The 16126-nt window shown below is 69.3% G+C and carries 16 protein-coding genes; 10 read left to right on the top strand and 6 right to left on the bottom strand.

All coding sequences use genetic code 11. The features are described from left to right. The first annotated feature begins 28 nt into the window (after positions 1-28). The 5 genes from solA to ACSNN8_RS24550 all read left to right on the top strand — a co-directional run bounded on the left by solA (position 29) and on the right by ACSNN8_RS24550 (position 7368). Positions 29-1204 carry an N-methyl-L-tryptophan oxidase gene (solA, locus tag ACSNN8_RS24570; protein WP_436651829.1) on the top strand — a complete coding sequence of 392 codons (1176 nt, stop codon included), beginning with the start codon at positions 29-31 and terminating at the stop codon, positions 1202-1204. Then, positions 1201-2325 (top strand): aromatic ring-hydroxylating oxygenase subunit alpha, encoded by a 1125-nt coding sequence (locus ACSNN8_RS24565; protein ID WP_436651827.1) that lies wholly within the window; start codon positions 1201-1203, stop codon positions 2323-2325. Before solA ends, ACSNN8_RS24565 begins: the two co-directional genes overlap by 4 nt. 402 nt (positions 2326-2727) lie before the next feature. After that, positions 2728-4557 carry an amino acid permease gene (locus ACSNN8_RS24560; protein WP_436651825.1) on the top strand — a complete coding sequence of 610 codons (1830 nt, stop codon included), beginning with the start codon at positions 2728-2730 and terminating at the stop codon, positions 4555-4557. Next, positions 4554-5438: a universal stress protein gene (locus ACSNN8_RS24555; RefSeq protein ID WP_436651823.1), complete on the top strand. Its 885-nt coding sequence runs from the start codon at positions 4554-4556 to the stop codon at positions 5436-5438. Before ACSNN8_RS24560 ends, ACSNN8_RS24555 begins: the two co-directional genes overlap by 4 nt. A gap of 586 nt (positions 5439-6024) precedes the next feature. Continuing rightward, positions 6025-7368: a threonine/serine ThrE exporter family protein gene (locus ACSNN8_RS24550; protein ID WP_436651821.1), complete on the top strand. Its 1344-nt coding sequence runs from the start codon at positions 6025-6027 to the stop codon at positions 7366-7368. Between the two features lie 169 nt (positions 7369-7537). On the opposite strand, the gene ACSNN8_RS24545 is transcribed toward ACSNN8_RS24550, so the two are convergent. The 3 genes from ACSNN8_RS24545 to ACSNN8_RS24535 are packed head-to-tail and all read right to left on the bottom strand — an operon-like array spanning position 7538 to position 8697. After that, positions 7538-7972 (bottom strand): hypothetical protein, encoded by a 435-nt coding sequence (locus ACSNN8_RS24545; protein WP_436651819.1) that lies wholly within the window; start codon positions 7970-7972, stop codon positions 7538-7540. Between the two features lie 54 nt (positions 7973-8026). Then, the gene (locus tag ACSNN8_RS24540; protein WP_436651817.1) at positions 8027-8200 is read right to left on the bottom strand and encodes a hypothetical protein; all 174 of its coding nucleotides are present in this window, start codon (positions 8198-8200) and stop codon (positions 8027-8029) included. Between the two features lie 47 nt (positions 8201-8247). Continuing rightward, a complete protein-coding gene (locus ACSNN8_RS24535) occupies positions 8248-8697 on the bottom strand; it encodes a DUF5994 family protein (protein ID WP_436651815.1) in 450 nt (149 codons plus the stop codon). 313 nt (positions 8698-9010) lie between these two features. On the opposite strand from ACSNN8_RS24535, the gene ACSNN8_RS24530 reads away from it, so the two are divergent. Continuing rightward, complete coding sequence (locus tag ACSNN8_RS24530) at positions 9011-10069, top strand: fatty acid desaturase family protein (RefSeq protein WP_436651813.1); 1059 nt, start codon at positions 9011-9013, stop codon at positions 10067-10069. Here ACSNN8_RS24530 and ACSNN8_RS24525 read toward each other — a convergent pair. Both ACSNN8_RS24525 and ACSNN8_RS24520 read right to left on the bottom strand, forming a co-directional pair. Then, positions 10029-10679, bottom strand: coding sequence for a GAF and ANTAR domain-containing protein (locus ACSNN8_RS24525; protein WP_436651812.1), 651 nt, complete (start codon positions 10677-10679; stop codon positions 10029-10031). The two genes, ACSNN8_RS24530 and ACSNN8_RS24525, sit on opposite strands and share 41 nt — an antisense overlap. A 119-nt stretch (positions 10680-10798) precedes the next feature. Further along, positions 10799-11536 (bottom strand): GAF and ANTAR domain-containing protein, encoded by a 738-nt coding sequence (locus ACSNN8_RS24520; RefSeq protein WP_436651811.1) that lies wholly within the window; start codon positions 11534-11536, stop codon positions 10799-10801. Positions 11537-11820: 284 nt separating this feature from the next. Between ACSNN8_RS24520 and ACSNN8_RS24515 the strand changes: the two genes are divergently transcribed. Together ACSNN8_RS24515 and ACSNN8_RS24510 are read left to right on the top strand one after the other, a co-directional pair. Further along, a complete protein-coding gene (locus ACSNN8_RS24515; RefSeq protein WP_436651809.1) occupies positions 11821-12627 on the top strand; it encodes a SigB/SigF/SigG family RNA polymerase sigma factor in 807 nt (268 codons plus the stop codon). A 360-nt stretch (positions 12628-12987) separates the two neighbouring features. Continuing rightward, positions 12988-14022 carry an ATP-binding protein gene (locus ACSNN8_RS24510; RefSeq protein ID WP_436651808.1) on the top strand — a complete coding sequence of 345 codons (1035 nt, stop codon included), beginning with the start codon at positions 12988-12990 and terminating at the stop codon, positions 14020-14022. A gap of 51 nt (positions 14023-14073) precedes the next feature. Here ACSNN8_RS24510 and ACSNN8_RS24505 read toward each other — a convergent pair whose 3' ends face one another. Beyond that, positions 14074-14277: a cold-shock protein gene (locus ACSNN8_RS24505; RefSeq protein ID WP_436651806.1), complete on the bottom strand. Its 204-nt coding sequence runs from the start codon at positions 14275-14277 to the stop codon at positions 14074-14076. A gap of 409 nt (positions 14278-14686) precedes the next feature. Between ACSNN8_RS24505 and ACSNN8_RS24500 the strand changes: the two genes are divergently transcribed. Both ACSNN8_RS24500 and trhA read left to right on the top strand, forming a co-directional pair. Further along, complete coding sequence (locus tag ACSNN8_RS24500; RefSeq protein WP_436651804.1) at positions 14687-15352, top strand: DivIVA domain-containing protein; 666 nt, start codon at positions 14687-14689, stop codon at positions 15350-15352. 10 nt (positions 15353-15362) lie between these two features. Then, the gene (gene trhA / locus ACSNN8_RS24495; RefSeq protein WP_436651802.1) at positions 15363-16112 is read left to right on the top strand and encodes a PAQR family membrane homeostasis protein TrhA; all 750 of its coding nucleotides are present in this window, start codon (positions 15363-15365) and stop codon (positions 16110-16112) included. Positions 16113-16126: the final 14 nt, after the last annotated feature.

Here is a 16126-nt window from a genome sequence, read left to right as displayed (position 1 = left end):
CCGATCCCGGAAATGGGGCAACAGACCAATGGCAAGCTATGACGTCATCGTCGTCGGACTCGGCGGCATGGGCAGCGCCGCGGCCTATCACCTGGCGGCCCGAGGGCGGCGGGTCCTCGGCCTGGAGCGCTTCGGACCCGTGCACAACCGCGGGTCCAGCCACGGCGGCTCGCGCATCATCCGGCAGTCGTACTTCGAGGACCCGGCCTATGTGCCGCTTCTTCTGCGTGCCTACGAGCTGTGGGAGAAACTGGAGCGCGACACCGGACGGGACATCTTCTCGCTCACCGGTGGCGTGTTCATCGGCAGACAGGACAGCCTCACGTTCTCCGGCAGCCTCCGCGCCTCCCGGCAGTGGGGCCTGGCGCACGAGGTCCTCGACGCCGCCGAGATCCGTCGTCGTTTCCCGACGCTGAGCCCGCACGACGACGAGTTCGGGCTGTACGAGGCGATGGCCGGCTTCGCACGCCCGGAGGCGACGGTCGCCGCCCACCTGCAGCTGGCGGAGCGGTCCGGTGCCGATCTGCGCTACGAGGAGCCGGTCCGCAGCTGGAAGGCGTCGGCCGGCGGCGGCGTGCAGGTCACGACCGTGGACGGTGTGTACACCGCCGATCAGCTGGTGATCTGTCCTGGCGCCTGGGCTCCCGATCTGCTCGCCGACCTGGGTCTGCCGTTCGCCGTGGAGCGGCAGGTCATGTACTGGTGGCAGCCCGAGGCCGGGGTGGCCGCGTTCCGGCCCGAGCGCCATCCCGTCTACATCCACGAGGACGCTTCCGCCACACAGATCTACGGCTTTCCGGCCATCGACGGTCCGGAAGGGGGAGCGAAGGTCGCGTTCTTCCGCCGGGGGCAGATCTGCACTCCGGAGACGATCGACCGGAAGGTGCACCCGGAGGAGATCCGCGCCATGGGTGATCACCTGGCCGGGGTGCTGCCCACTCTGCCCGGGCGTTTCCTGCGCGCGGCGACCTGTATGTACACGAACACTCCGGACCAGCATTTCGTCATCGCGAACCATCCGGAGCACCCACAGGTCACCGTCGCTTGCGGGTTCTCCGGGCACGGTTTCAAGTTCGTGCCGGTCGTCGGCGAGGTGCTCGCCGATCTCGCTACCGCCGGCTCCACCTCCCATCCCATCAGCCTGTTCGACCCGCGGCGTGACTTCTCGACGTCGCCCGAGGCCCTCCTTGAGGTGTACCCGTGACTGCTGTCAACCTGCCCGCCAGCCTCATCCCGACGCTGGCCGGCGAGTACTACACCGATCCGGGCGTCTTCCGGCGGGAACAGTCGCACATCTTCGAGAACATGTGGTTCTGCGCCGTGCGCGCAAGCGACCTCGCCACGCCGGGAAGTTTCCGGTCAGTGCAGGTCGGCCGGGAAAGCGTGCTGGTCGCACGCGGACGCGACGGCCGGCTGCGCGCCTTCCTCAACATCTGCCGGCACCGCGGGGCCAAGCTGTGCACCGACGAGGCGGGCGAGGTCAAGCGCGCCTTCCAATGCCCGTACCACGCATGGACCTACGGGCTAGACGGCAAGCTCATCGCCGCCCCGAACCTGACCAGCATGCCGGACATCGACCGTACCGAGTACGGCCTGGTCGCCGTGCACCTGCACGAGTGGCTCGGGTACGCCTGGGTCTGCCTGGCCGACGAGCCGCCGTCGTTCGCCGAGCAGGTGCAGGGGGCGGTGACCGAGCGGCTCGGGTCGCTCGAGGCGATCGACGCGTACGAGATCGAGGACCTCCAGGTCGGCCGGCGGATCACGTACGACGTGAAGGCCAACTGGAAGCTGATCGTCGAGAACTTCATGGAGTGCTACCACTGCGCCACGATCCACCCCGAGCTCACCGAGGTTCTGCCGGAGTTCGCCGACGGGTATGCCGCGCAGTTCTTCGTCGGCCACGGCGCAGAATTCGGCGAGGAGATCAAGGGCTTCACCGTCGACGGCAGTGAGGGCTTCGACAAGCTGCCAGGGGTGCACGACGAGCAGGACCGGCGCTACTACGCCATCACCGTCAAGCCCACCGTCTTCATCAACCTGGTGCCCGACCACATCATCTTCCACCGGATGTTCCCGGTCGCGCAGGACCGCACCATCGTGGAGTGCGACTGGCTGTACTCCAAGGCGGTCGTCTCGTCCGGCCGGGACGTCTCCTCCTCGGTCGAGCTGTTCCACCGGGTCAACCGGCAGGACTTCGACGCGTGTGAGCGGTGCCAGCCGGCGATGGACTCCCGCGCGTACGCGAGGGGCGGCGTCCTCGTTCCGTCCGAGCACCACATCGGGGCCTTCCACGACTGGGTCGTCTCGAGCATCGGCAGTCAGTGAGCGCGGCGGGCCGGGACCGCGGCAGGCCATGTCGCGGACAGGCCCCCATCCCTGCGCGCGGCGGCCAGATGGCGCGGTTCACAGCTGTTTCCTGACGACCCCCGCCACCATTCAAACCATGGGCGTCTCTATTGGGGACTTCGCGAAAGTCCGCGATGTGCCGCTTCTACCACTTGACCGGCAACCACCGTGCCCTGCACTGTGGCCTATAGCACGATCCCATGCACGTAACGCAGCGGAGGACCTGATGAATCAGGCGCGCTCTCCGGCTGTTTACCTCGGAGAGCCGGCCTCGTATTCGGTCCGCGAACCGTTCGCGTCGTCCCATCCAGACTGCGATTGATTTCGCCATCCCCTGCGCGTGCGCGCAGCGGGACATGCCGATGGAGCCGGAGGGTTTCCATGAGCGCAACAAGCTTGAAGAAAGGGCTCAGCGACCGCCAGCTGAGGATGATCGCTATCGGCGGAGTCATCGGAGCCGGACTGTTCGTCGGCTCCGGCGTCGTCATCGACAGCGCCGGACCCGGTTCGTTCCTCGCTTATGCGATGTGCGGGTTCCTGGTCATCATGGTCATGCGGATGCTCGCAGAAATGGCGGTGGCCAACCCTTCGACCGGGTCGTTCGCCGACTATGCGCGCGCTGCGCTGGGAAATTGGGCCGGCTTCTCGGTCGGCTGGCTCTACTGGTACTTCTGGGTGATCATCGTCGGGTTCGAGGCGATCGCCGGAGCGAAGATCGTACAGTACTGGATACCCGGCATCCCGTTGTGGTTGTGCTCGCTGGTGCTATTGACCGCCATGACGCTGACGAACCTGTTCTCGGTCTCGTCGTTCGGCGAGTTCGAGTACTGGTTCGCCGGCATCAAAGTCGCCGCGATCATCGCCTTCCTCGCGCTCGGCGCCGCCTTCGTGTTGGGTCTGTGGCCGGACAAGTCGGTGAACTTCACCAACCTGACAGCCCACGGCGGATTCCTGCCGCACGGGTTCGTCGGCATCACCGCCGCCATTGTGACCGTGATCTTCTCGATGACGGGAGCCGAGGTGGCCACCATTGCCGCGGCCGAGTCGAAGAATCCGGAAAAGGCGGTGGCCAAGGCGGCCAATTCGGTGATCGCGCGCATCGCGATCTTCTACGTCGGCTCCATCTTCCTGTTGACCGCCATCATTCCGTGGAACGATCAGCTGGTCGCCGCGTCGCCGTTCGTCGCCGCGTTCACCGAGATGGGGCTGCCCTACGCCGACCACGTCATGAACGCCGTGGTGCTCACAGCGGTGCTGAGCTGCTTGAACTCGGGCATGTACACCGCATCGCGCATGCTCTTCGTCCTCGCCGCGCGCCGTGAGGCGCCGATGCAACTGGTCAGCGTCACCAAGCGTGGAGTTCCCGCCGTCGCCATTCTCGTGTCGTCGATCATCGGCTTCCTGTGCGTCATCGCGGCGGCGGTCTCGCCGGACACGGTCTTCGCGTTCCTGTTGAATTCCAGCGGCGCCGTCATCCTGTTCATCTACTGCCTCATCGGCATCTCTCAGATCGTGCTGCGGCGTCGCATCGGGTCGGCGAACCTTCGCGTGAAGATGTGGTTGTTCCCGGTGTTGTCGATCTTCACGGTCGCGGCGATCGTGGCGATTCTGACGCAGATGGGCCTCTCGAAGGATTCGCGGTCGCAGCTGATCCTGAGCCTGCTGTCCTGGGCGGTCGTGATCGTCTTCTACGTCGCCAACAAGCGCTTCATCGCCCGTCGTCCGGTGCCGGCCGAGCTTGCTCCGGCTGTCGAACCCCGCCGGGTCCTGGTGCTGGCCAACGAGACGGCCAACTCCGCCGAGCTGCTCGACGAGTTGCGCCGCATCGGCGCCGACCATGCCTCCCAGTACTACGTCGTGGTGCCTGCCAGCCCGATCGAGACCGGCGTCGCTGCGACCCATGGCCCGCTCGACGTGATGGAGGCAACCCAGCAGGCGGCCAGCGCACGGCTGGAGCACACGGTGTCGGCCCTGCGCTCCGAGAACCACCGTGCCGACGGCGCGCTCGGCGACTACCGGCCACTGCGCGCTCTGGCCAACGCCGTCGACACCTTCCACCCGGATCAGATCGTGATCGCGACGCTGCCGCTCGACGAATCCGTGTGGCATCGGTTCGAAGTGGTCGACCGGGCCCGCGCCGAGTATCCCACCGTGCCGGTCACGCACATCGTGGCGACTCCGGTGGCGTCGGCGGCACAGGCCTTCCGATGACGATCATCGCCGCGTTCAGCTCGAGCCGGTTGGGCAGCGCGCCGGTCAACCTGGCGGCGCGCTTGGCCCGCACCACGGGCGAGAAGGTCATCGCCGCCGTCGTCGTCGAGCGGTCGCTGCCGGCCGGCGTCGATCCGATCGAGGACGAGTACCGCGGCTACCTCGCGTCCCGGGCCACCGCCTCGCTGGAACGGGTGGTCGAACAGGTGCGTGGCGACCTGGACATCTCCGTGGTGGTCCACGATGCGACCTCGATCCCCAACGGGTTGACCGAATTGGTGAGTCGGCACGGCGCGGATCTGGTGGTGGTCGGGTCGTCGTCCTCCGGTCTGCTCGGCCGGGTCACCCTGGGAAGTGTCACGGAGCGGCTGATCTACACCTCGCGCGTGCCGGTGGCGCTTGCACCGCGTGGTTATCCCGCGAGTCCCGTTCCCGTTCGGCGGCTGACGGTGGCCTACGGGGGCGCCGCGGACGCGGTGGGGCTCATCGCCACCAGCGCCGAACTGGCGAAGCAGTGGAACGCGCGGCTGCGGATCGTGTCGTTCCACGTCTCACCGGTGGGATCGTTCGGCATGTCGATCGAGCGTTCCGCCGAGGATCTCGTCGTCCGGCAGTGGGCGCGCAAAACCATGGAGGCGGCGGCCCGTCAACTCGACGACGTCCGCTCCACGGTGACGCTTCCCGACGTGGACGTCGTGATCGGAACCGGCGTCGATTGGCGGGGGGCCGTCGACGACGTTGCCTGGGAAGACGGTGACATGCTGTTGCTCGGATCCGGAGCGGCCGCCCCCGCGTCACAGGTGTTCCTCGGTTCGGTCGCGTCGCGAATCCTGCGCCACGTGCCCGTCCCGGCCATGATCGTGCCCAGGCGGCAGACCTAGCGCTCCGAGACGAGACGAGGCCCGCGCGATGCGTCCGGACCGGTCGGCGCGGGGCCGGGAGCAGTTGTGCTTCACGGATGCTTTCTCCCTTGCCGGTCGTGGGAGAAAGCTCCACCAGCGGCGTTAGCCCCGAGCTCGAGGAGACCCGGCGGGCCCGCCGCGGAACGCCGCCCATGGACCAACCATCTGAGCGGCCGAAACGTCGATTCCGCGGCGTCGTGGGCTCGGCGGTCACGCCGATCGGCGGCCGTCCCCTGCGTGGCCTTCCTGTCGGAGCCGTCCTGCCTGCGGCGGTCCCGAATCCCGTCCCTCTCGTGGTGCCGGTGCCCCCGCCGTCGTCGCGCGTTTCCGCGTCCGGCGCCTGAGCGCCTGACGACTTCGGCGTTTGTCCGTCCCGATCGAGGGCTGTGCACGGTGCGAAGCTTCGGCCGCGGAGGGACCGGACTGTGCTCCACGCCGCGTGACCCGCAGGCCTCAGCGCACCTGAGCTCGCCGTCAGCACCAGCCGTGTCCCAAGCCGACATGATTCGTTGGATGTCAAACCGCGGCGGAACAGACGGAGAGGGAACGCATGCAACGGGGCCGGATGGTCCACCGGCTCCGCGGAGTGGTGCGGCGCGAGGCGCGCGACCTGATGCGTGGCGGGGAGCCCACCGCCGAGCTGCTCCGGCACATCGGACCGGACGTGCCGACGGACATGCAGGTGCTCGAGGTCCTTGACCTCTGTATGCAGGTCGGTGGGGTGCTGCTCTCCACCGGTGAGCCGGCCGGCGAGACCTCCGCCACGATGATGCGGCTGGCCGCGGCCTGCGGGCTGCCCGCCGTCGACGTCGACATCACGTTCAACTCGATCACCATGTGCTGTCATCGCGGGAACGTGGCGGCGCCCGTGACCACGATGCGGCTCGCGCACCACCGCACCACGGATCTGACACGACTGGCCCTGACCACCCGGATCGTCGACGAGGTGATGCGGGCGAGGATGACCGTCCCCGCCGCCGCGTCCGCCATGGCCGCGGCCGTCGACGCCCGCCATCCGTACCCCCGCTGGGTGGCCACCGCCGGGTGGGCCGGACTGGCCGCCGCGGTGGCGGTCCTGCTCGGTGGCTCGGCGATGATCGCCATGACGGCGTGTGCCGTGACCGCGCTCATCGACCGACTCGGCCGGCTGCTCAACCGGTGGGGTGTCGCGCCGTTCTTCCTCCAGCTCGCCGGGGCGCTGGTGGCCACCACTGCCACGCTCGCACTGTTCGCGGCCGGCGCGCTGCCCTCGGGAACCCAGCCGTCACTGGTCATCGCGGCCGGCATCACGGCCCTGCTCTCCGGATTGTCGGTGGTGGGTACCGTCCAGGACGCCATCTCCGGCTTTTACGTCACGGCCGCCGGCCGCGCGGCGGAGATCGCGCTGCTGTCGGCCGGGCTGCTCGCGGGCGTCATCCTCGGCTTGAAACTGGGCCTCGTGCTCGACATCAACCTCGATCCCTCCGAGCCGGTCGGAGCCGACGTCGCCCGCTTCGGTCTCTCCGCGGCGGCCGCCGCCACGTCGGCCGCCATGTTCGCGCTGGCCAGCTATGCGCCGCTGCGCTCCTTGCCCGCAGCCTTCGCCACAGGGGGTACGGCTTGGGCCTGTTACGGCGCGATCACCCTGTTCACCGATCTCGGCTCCGTAGCGGCCACCGGCGCCGCGGCCACCGTCGTCGGACTCGCGACCGGCGTGTCGCGCCGCGGCGCGGGCGCGCTCACGCAGATCATCCTGCTGTCCGGGATCATCCCGTTGTTGCCGGGCCTCACCGCCTATCGCGGTTTCTATCAGCTGGCCACCCACGACGTGGTGCACGGCCTGGTCACGATCATTCTTGCGCTCGCCATCGGCTTGGCCCTGGCCGCGGGCGTGGCGCTCGGCGATTTCGTCGGCCGGCGCGGCGCCTGATTCAGGTTGATCTCGTGGTCCCCTCGACCTCAGCCGTGTCCATCCGCTGCGCGGCGCTCGGCCGCGATGACGGCGGCGCCCATTGCTGTGCGCGCCCGCCGCAACCGAAGCGTTGATCCACGAGCTGCGTCGCGCCCATCCGCGGTGGGGTTACCGCCGGATCGTGCACTCACAGTGCGCGAGGTGCCGGCGGCTCGGCCCCAATACCCGTCTCCGCAGCCCTTGTGCGTCCTTGCTTGCGATCGCTGGCGCTGCCGGCCGCCGACCCGCGCACTCCTTTGGACCAGGGGGATGACGAGGGCGCCGTCGAAGTTGCGCTCGTGCCGGGCGCGCTCGGCCGCGAGCTCCTCGACATGGCCTCGGACGGTGCGCGCCCACTCGGCGATCTCCGCCTGCAGCTTGTTCCGGTCTCCGGGTGGACGGTGCGCCAGGCCTGGAAACCCGGCAACCATTGTTCATGTATGCGGGTGCCGCGCGTGAGGACCGTACGGGCGCACGCCAGCGCCTCGTCCTCGACGGTGAACGCCGCGTCCGGGTCGAAGCGGAGCAGCCGGTTGGTCGCGGCGATCTCGTCGGCGGCGATGACGTGGACGTGGTGGTCCAACGGGCTGGTTCCTGGTGCGGCGTCCGGGTCGAGCGGGCCGCGCGCACGGCCGGGTCAGGACGGGTCGGGGTCGGCCAGGTCGGACGCGTTGAGGCGAAGTGTGGCCAGCAGCCCGCCGTGGCGGGCGGGGTCGATGCGGTCGGGTAGGTTCCGGTCGACGAAGTCGGCCCGGGCGTGCTGGCCGCGCTCGTGAAGAACGGCGACTACGGCCGCCTTGGCGATGGTCATTGTGCTGCCTTCCTGACGGGTCGAGCCGCCGAAGTCCGGAGCGACAGTCAGTTGACTGCCTTGACCGCGGCGAGGAGCTCGGGCGTGTGGCGGTTGTCGGTCGCGTCGGCCGCGGCGGCCAGTGCCGTCTCGGCCGAGGCCCGGCTCGCTCCCGGCGGGACCACCAGCAGATCGAAACGGTCCTGCCCGAAGTCGCCCATGATGGTGATCAGCCCGGCCGGCTGGGAGGTGAACCAGCCCAGCCGCACCGTCTGACCACCGGCAGTGGTCCGACGCGGGTGCGGTAGATCCCACTCGCCGGCGTTCAGCAGGACGTGCGTGATCCGGCCGCGCAGACCGGCCAGGGCTTCGACGAGCGCGGGAAGCTCCGCGACGGCGTCGGTCGACCGTGGCCACCAGGCCCCGTCGAGGACGGTGGTGCGCGACGGCACCGCGTCCATCCGCAGGCGTACGGCGTTGTCCTGTGCTCGTGGGGTGCGGGTCTTCGTGCTCTTCATCGGGGTGCCTTCCTGTCGGCGACGTCCGCGCCATCGAAAGGCGGGCGCGGTGCGCTCGTCGGAGGAGACGTCGAGAAGCCGGGTGTCCTTCCACCGTACGCGCGCTCCTCCCGGTTGCGCGCCCGCGCCGGCCCGGTCGAGCAGACCGGCCTGTTTACCCCCTCGCGGTACGGGTAGGCAGCACGGACACGTTGCACCGTCTCGGGCGGTGACGCGTCGGCCGTCCAGACTCCGCGGCCGTCGTCAGTTCTTCGTTCGCCGGGTTTCTCGCCATCGGCGTACCCGGCAAGCAGTGTTCGTGAGGAGTCGCTCCATGAGTGCACCGGCAAGACCGCGTCCGAAGACCGCCGGCAGTGACTTTGCCGTGCTGAACCGTCAGATCGTCGAGTCCGGACTGCTCGAACGCCGGCCCGCCTACTATGCCGTACGCATGAGCGTCGTCACGGTGATGCTCACCGGTGCGTGGGCCGCCTTCGCGCTGATCGGCTCGTCCTGGTGGAACATGGCGGTGGCCGGGCTGCTGGGCGTGGTGTACTCGCAGACGGCTCTGCTGGCCCACGACATCGCGCACCGGCAGGTGTTCCGGACGAAGGCGTCCAGCACGTTGGTGGGCCGGATGGTGGCGAACGTCGCCGTCGGGATGAGTTACGGCTGGTGGAATGAGAAGCACACCCGTCACCACAACAACCCCAACCACGACGATCTCGACCCCGACGTGCAACCCGAGGTGCTGATCTGGGCCACCGAGTCGGCCTGGGGCCGGCGCGGCATCAAGGGCTTCGTCAGCCGGCACCAGGCCGGGCTGTTCTTCCCCCTGCTGACGTTGCTCAGCATCGACCTGCGCATATCCAGCATCAAGGCGCTGCGGCGCCCGGACATGAAGCGCCGCGGCCTGGAGGCGAGCCTGATGGGGCTGCACCTGGCCGCCTACGTGGCCGCGCTGGTGCTGGTGCTGTCCCCGCTGCAGGCCGTGGTCTTCTTCCTCGTGCACCACGCGGTGTTCGGCGTGTACCTGGGGATGACCTTCGCGCCCAACCACAAGGGCATGCCGCACCCGACCGGCGACGAGGACTTCCTGCGCAAGCAGGTGCTGCCCTCCCGCAACGTCAAGGGCGGCCGGTTCACCGACGTGGCCCTGGGCGGGCTGAACTACCAGATCGAGCACCACCTGTTCCCGGCGATGCCCACCCCGAACCTGCCCAAGGCGCAGCCCATCGTCAGGGCGTACTGCGACCGGATCGGCGTCTCCTACGAGGAGACGAGCCTGATCGAGTCGTACCGGCGGGCGCTGAAGCATCTGCACGAGGTCGGAGCCCCGCTGCGGGCGGGCGTCACCGCCGCCCCAGGTCGGGAAGGCGCGGCAGCCCGGTGACGATGGTTTCCGCCACCTCGCCGAGGCGTCGGTTGTTCCGGCGGGCGAAATCGCGGATCAGCAGGAACGCGTCGTCCGGGCTCACCGCGCGCGCCTGCGCGACGATGCCCTTCGCCTGTTCGATCACGACGCGACTGTTCAGAGCGCCCTGAAGCTGGCCGGTCAGCTCCTCGCCGCGGCGGATGGCGCGCTCCTGCAGCAGCCCGATCACGGCGACATCGGCCAGCGACTGCACGATGTGGGCATCCGCATCGTCCAGCTCGGTGGAGCTGCCGAACACGCCCATGGCACCGATCACCTCTTTGCGCAGCCGCAACGGGAAGGCGTGCACCGACTCGAAGCCGGCCAGGGCGGCGCGGGGGGCGAATCTCGGCCACTTGGCGGCCGCGGCAGCCAGGTCCACGTTGGTCACCGGCTGCGCGGTCCGGAACGCGTCGAGGCACGGGCCGTCGCCGTGCTGCAGCTGGAACAACTCCATGAGCCGGGCGCTCTCGTCCGAGGCGGCCATGAACGTCAACCGGTCACGGTGATCGGCAAGCATCAACCCCACCTCGCCGGTCGCGAACAGGTCCGCCACCCGGCGAGTGAGCATCTGCAGGAACTCCACCACGTCGAACTCGTCGACGAGCGTGTCGGCGAGGTCGACGAACAGGGTCGCCAGCCGCTCGGGGGAAACGGTCGTCACAGCGGTCTACCGCCCCTTCTGGCAAATGTCCGGACCGGCGGCGGTCACCATCGGCCGCTGTCGAACGAGACCCTCCGTGCCACCACGTCGCGTGCGACGTCGCCCAACGGCTTGTCCTCGGCGTACGCGTGAGCGCGTAACCGAGCCAGTGCGTCCGCCAAGGAGATACCCAGCTGCACCGCCACCATCCCCTGCGCCTGGAACAACTCGGCCCGGTGGCCTACCACGTCGTCGTCCAGCCCGTCGGCGGCCGACCCCGGCGCCGCCCGAGCCTGACCGTCGAGCAGCGTGGACACCGCCACGTCGGCGAAGGTCAACGCGTCGCGGAACTCTCCGGCGGTCAGGGAGCCCGCCTCGGTTCGGAAGACGTCGAGCGCCCCCAGGCGCGCGGCGCCGATCTGCAGAGGGAACGCGAACATCGCTCGCACACCGCTGTCGTGCAATGCGGCCGTGTAGCCCGGCCACCGTCTCACCGCCTCGGCCGGCAGGTCGGGCACGAGCACGGGCCGGCGACTGGCCACCGCGTCCATGCACGGACCTTCGCCGAGCGAGAACTGGTACTCCTCCAGCGGCTCGTAGGCCGGCTCGGACACCGCGGCCACACCGGGCATCCCGTTGCCGGCCAGCACACTGATCCCGGCGCCCGAGGCGGACAGGGCCCGACCGGCGGCACTGCACAGCCGGCGCAGCTTTCCCGCGGTGCCGCGACTGTCACCCGGGCGCGTCGGCTCGTCCGCGACCAGGCGTTTCACCCGGACGATGCGTTCATCCGGCGTGGTCATCGGACGATCGGCGTCTGCGCGGCTTCGGGACATTCGTGGCTGGTCATGGCTGCACCTCTGCCTGAGTGAGGGAAACCGCCGAGGGCCAAGGCAGCAGCAAGTCGGACATTCAACCGCCAGATCTCACCCTACGCCTGCGGGCGCCTGGGTACGCCCGACGTCGGCCATCCACCGTTCGGCGGCGTCGACGAGCTGTTTGGCCGAGTTTGACCAGGTCCAGGAAGTGGGCATAGGGGGAGCGAGGTGCCGGCTGTCGCCGGAGCCAGGACGTGAGGAGTCAGTTCATGACGGTTGTCGCCAGCCCCGCCACCAGCACCGTTGATGCTGCCGAGGAGCCGGCGACGACCGACCGGGCCAGTGAACTGATCGCCGCCCTGGCGGCGCTGCCGGACGGGCACCCGTCACGGCCGGCGGTGCGGGAGCGGGCGATCGAGGCGTGGATGCCGATGGCCCGGCACCTGGCGAACCGGTACGCCGGGCGGGGGGAGCCGAGCGACGACCTGTTCCAGGTGGCGCTCGTCGGCCTGATCAAGTCGGTGGACCGGTACGAGGCCGACCGCGGCGTCGAATTCGCCGGGTTCGCCATCCCCACCATCGTGGGCGAGCTCAAGCGGCACTTCCGTGACCGCACCTGGTCGATCCGGGTGCCCCGCCGGCTGCAGGAGCTGCGCCTGGCCATCACCGGCGCGAACACCGCGCTGAGCCACACGCTGGGCCGTTCGCCTACGGTCGCCGACATCGCCACCTACCTCGACGTCAGTGAGGAAGAGGTCCTGGAAGGCCTGGAGGGCGCCCGCGCGTACAACGCGACGAGTCTGTCCACCCCGGTCGGCGCCGAGGGCACCACCGAGCTCGGGGAGACCCTCGGCGCGGAAGACCGCGAGTACGAGCTCGCCGAGACCCGACTGGCGCTCGAGCCGGCGATGGCGGCGCTGGACGACCGTGAGCAGAAGATCGTCAGCCTGCGGTTCTACGGCAACCTGACCCAGACGCAGATCGCCGAGCAGGTCGGCATCTCGCAGATGCACGTCTCACGTCTGCTCACCAAGGCTCTGGCCAAGATGCGCGGCCACCTGGACGTCGCCGCCTGACCCGGGCCGCGCCGGACGTGCGCGCGTGCGATGACTTCCTCCGCCTTCGTGGAACGGACACCGAAGGTGAATCACGTGCGGGTTGGTGACGGGTAATCGGGGTACTCCTTGGAGCAGTTCATCCCTTTTGGCTTTTCTGAGGAGATCTTGTGCCCGTTACCGTGCCGGCGTTCTCGGTCGAAACGTCTGCCACTGCGGCGCCGCGCCGCCCGGTGGCCGACCGCAGCGTGGAGACGATGCAGCGCTTGCGGCACCCGTTTCGGGCGCAGCCGGACCGCGACAACGACCCCATGTCTGATGCGTCCTGACAGCGCGGCGTGTGCCGCCGCGTACCCCTTGTGAAGGACTGCAGGACATGACGTGCACGTTCCTCGGCCCGGCGCCACCCGTGAAACGACCATGACGCCGGAACGGGAACACGGCCACGGCACGGCGCACACCGCGCTGGTCACCGACTCGGACGACGAACTGCTCACCGTGCTCGTACCCGAGCTGCTCCGCTCGGCCGGTCGCTACGACGAGATCCTGCTCGTGGTCGGCAGCGACACCCGCACCGCGCTGGCCGGGCGCGTCGGCGACCTCGGCGGCGCGCTGCGGTGGGGCAACCCGTCGGGCTTCTACCAGCGGCTCGGATTCGCCTACGAGGGCTTCCGCCGCCACCTGGCGGAGCAACACGCCGCCGGTCGCCGGGTGCATGTGGTCGCCGAGCCCGACCTGACCGGTGGCGTGGACGCCGGCATGCAAACCGACCGTGCGGTGGCTTACCTGGCCTACGAGGCGGTGTGCAACGAGACCTACGACCCGTACGGCGGGGCGGTCACCTGCATCTGGAACCAGCGGCACCATCCGGCAGCCGTCCTCGACGGAGTCCGCGCCACGCACCGCTACCTGCTCACGCCGGCCGGCCGCGTCCCGTCCCCGCAGTACCGGGACGCCGAGCGCTACCTGATCGAACACGACATGCCGCTGCAGCCCGCTCCGGCCGACGTCGAGCACGAGATCATCTTGGCCGACGTGGCCGATCTGAGCCGGCTTCGCGCGGTGCTGCACCAGTGGGCCGGCAGACACCACTTCGCCGAGGAACCCGCCGACGACCTCGTCGTGGCCGCCGTCGAAGTGGCCGCCAACGGACTGCGCCACGGCGCTGCGCCGGTGCGTGTGCGCTGCTGGCACCGCCACGACACCCTCATCGTCCAGTGCGACGACACCGCAGGCCGTCCGGTTCCGGCCACGGCCGGCTACCGCCGCCCCGGGCTGGCCGGCACCGCTCCGGACGGCCGCGGGCTGTGGCTGGCCCGGCAACTCGCCGACGTCGTGATCACCGAATCGGTGCCGGGCCGCACCTCGGTCCGGCTGCATTTCCCGTACGAGGTCATGCACCCCACCCCGGCATAGCCGAACGGCGGCCCGCTGAACCAGTCGGGCCGCCGTTCGACGAATTGCGGATCAGAGCACGCGAATATTTTCCGCCTGCAGGCCGCGCTGGCCCTGGGCGATGTCGAACTCCACCCGCTGATTCTCGTCGAGGCTGCGGAATCCGCTTCCCGAGATCGCCGAGAAATGAGCGAACACGTCGGCGCCGCCACCGTCCTGGGCGATGAAGCCGAACCCCTTGTCGCCGTTGAACCACTTCACAGTGCCTGTCGTCATGTCTGCTCCCTCGCAGTTGTCGCCGGACCGCACCCTGCGGACCCGCACGCCGCCGCGTTGATGACCTGCGCCGGAACCGACACACAAAACGAAAAAGCGCCTGGATGGATCACCAATCCATCAGGCGCTGAAAACGTCTCCGGAAACCAAAACTGCAACCCGGCGAGCGTAGCACAGAAATCGCCCGCCACTTCCCTCCGCGAATTCCGTGCAGGGCCGGGGCAGTTGATCGCACTCTTCACGGACCGGCACGCCCATCTTCGCCGGCACTGCGGCGGTTGCTCGATCATCCGCGTACAGTGGCCTTGCTCCAGCGTTTCGCGCCTCCCCGGCGACGATCACCGCCGGCCGTCCCACGGCCGGGCATCCATCCGATCGCGCCCCCCATCACCGCGACCCAGGGAGCACCATGACCTTGACACCGGCCGACATCCACAACACAGAGTTCACGAAGGCATCTCTCGGCCGGCGTGGCTACGACAAAGACGACGTCGACGTGCTCCTGGACGAGGCCACCGCAGAGATGATCAGACTCCTCGAGGAGAACGACGCGTTGCGGAACAGGCTGGATGCCGCCGGCCCGGACCGGCCCGGCCGGGCTGCTCGAGCCGAGTTGTCCGCGGCGACCGCCGCGCTCGACCGCGCCCGTCAGGCATGCGACCGTGCCGAGCACGACGCCCGGCTGACTCGGGGGCATCTCGACGAGGCGCGCCGGGCCGCCGCCGTGGCGGAGACCGCCCGTGGCGAGGGGTCCCCGGAGCGGGTTCTGGCGAAGGCGCAGCAGACCGCTGACGTGTACGTGCGCGAGGCTCAGGAGAAGTCCCGGGGCCTGCTCGCCGAGGCCCGCGATCGGGCCGACCGCATGGTCCGCGATGCTCAGGACATGGTCGATGCCATCGACCGGAAAGCGCGCGACCGTCGCAACGAGGCCGCAGCCGACGTGGCGGGCGTCGTCCGGGACATCGACGAACTGGCCCGGTTCGCCGCGGAGTACCACACCGCCTTGGAACGCCACCTGCGCCGCCAAGGACAGGTTCAGGCCGAGTCGACGTTAGCGCGACCTACAGCCGGGTAAGCGCGGTGCCGTGTGTACGGACCGTGCACGGCGAACAGAAGCCGACGACCACCCGGGCACAGGCCCGGATGCCGATCCGCATCGGCTGGAGGATCGGATCGAGCAGGGCCTGGACCACATCAACGCCGTGCTCAAGCCCCGGCTCCGGGGGTGGCTGCACGCCGGCACCTTTCCTCTCGCGGTCGCCGCCGGCGGGCTGTTGACCATGTGGTCCCCGGACGCCCGTTCCCGGCTCGCGCTGGCGCTGTTCACGCTGTCGGCTGCGCTGCTGTTCGGCATCAGCGCGGTCTACCATCGCGGCACCTGGAGCGCGCGCACCCACAAGGTGCTGCAGCGGTTCGACCACGCCAACATCTTCCTGATCATCGCCGGCACCTACACGCCGTTCTGCGTGCTCGTGCTGCCGCCCGGGCAGGCCCGGACCCTGCTGTGGATCGTGTGGTGCGGCGCGCTGGCCGGCGTCGCGTTCCGGGTCCTGTGGACCGACGCTCCACGGTGGCTGTACGTGCCGGTGTACATCGCCCTGGGATGGGTCGCCGTGATCCACCTGCCCGGATTCTGGCGCTCCGGCGGCGCTCCGGTCGTCACGTTCCTGTTTCTCGGCGGCGTGCTCTACACCCTCGGCGCTGTGGTCTACGGCTTCAAGCGGCCCGACCCCAGCCCGCGCTGGTTCGGCTTCCACGAGGTCTTCCACGCCCTGACCGTCGTCGCCTTCGCCGCTCACTGCATCGGCATCTCCATCGCCCTGCGCACCGCCTGACGGCCTGCCGGCCT

It is taken from the genome of Actinoplanes sp. URMC 104 (genome assembly GCF_051386375.1).
In the GTDB taxonomy this organism is placed as follows: domain Bacteria; phylum Actinomycetota; class Actinomycetes; order Mycobacteriales; family Micromonosporaceae; genus Actinoplanes.
Note: the sequence above shows the minus strand (reverse complement) of the source record. Positions and strands in the feature narration are given on the sequence as shown.

Bases quoted from the DNA above. Each gene is read 5' to 3' on its own strand.
- solA (WP_436651829.1), top strand. From the start codon at position 29: ATGGCAAGCTATGACGTCATCGTCGTCGGACTCGGCGGCATGGGCAGC.
- ACSNN8_RS24560 (WP_436651825.1), top strand. From the start codon at position 2,728: ATGAGCGCAACAAGCTTGAAGAAAGGGCTCAGCGACCGCCAGCTGAGG.
- ACSNN8_RS24555 (WP_436651823.1), top strand. From the start codon at position 4,554: ATGACGATCATCGCCGCGTTCAGCTCGAGCCGGTTGGGCAGCGCGCCG.
- ACSNN8_RS24550 (WP_436651821.1), top strand. From the start codon at position 6,025: ATGGTCCACCGGCTCCGCGGAGTGGTGCGGCGCGAGGCGCGCGACCTG.
- ACSNN8_RS24540 (WP_436651817.1), bottom strand. From the start codon at position 8,200: ATGACCATCGCCAAGGCGGCCGTAGTCGCCGTTCTTCACGAGCGCGGC.
- ACSNN8_RS24535 (WP_436651815.1), bottom strand. From the start codon at position 8,697: ATGAAGAGCACGAAGACCCGCACCCCACGAGCACAGGACAACGCCGTA.
- ACSNN8_RS24530 (WP_436651813.1), top strand. From the start codon at position 9,011: ATGAGTGCACCGGCAAGACCGCGTCCGAAGACCGCCGGCAGTGACTTT.
- ACSNN8_RS24520 (WP_436651811.1), bottom strand. From the start codon at position 11,536: ATGACCACGCCGGATGAACGCATCGTCCGGGTGAAACGCCTGGTCGCG.
- ACSNN8_RS24515 (WP_436651809.1), top strand. From the start codon at position 11,821: ATGACGGTTGTCGCCAGCCCCGCCACCAGCACCGTTGATGCTGCCGAG.
- ACSNN8_RS24505 (WP_436651806.1), bottom strand. From the start codon at position 14,277: ATGACGACAGGCACTGTGAAGTGGTTCAACGGCGACAAGGGGTTCGGC.
- ACSNN8_RS24500 (WP_436651804.1), top strand. From the start codon at position 14,687: ATGACCTTGACACCGGCCGACATCCACAACACAGAGTTCACGAAGGCA.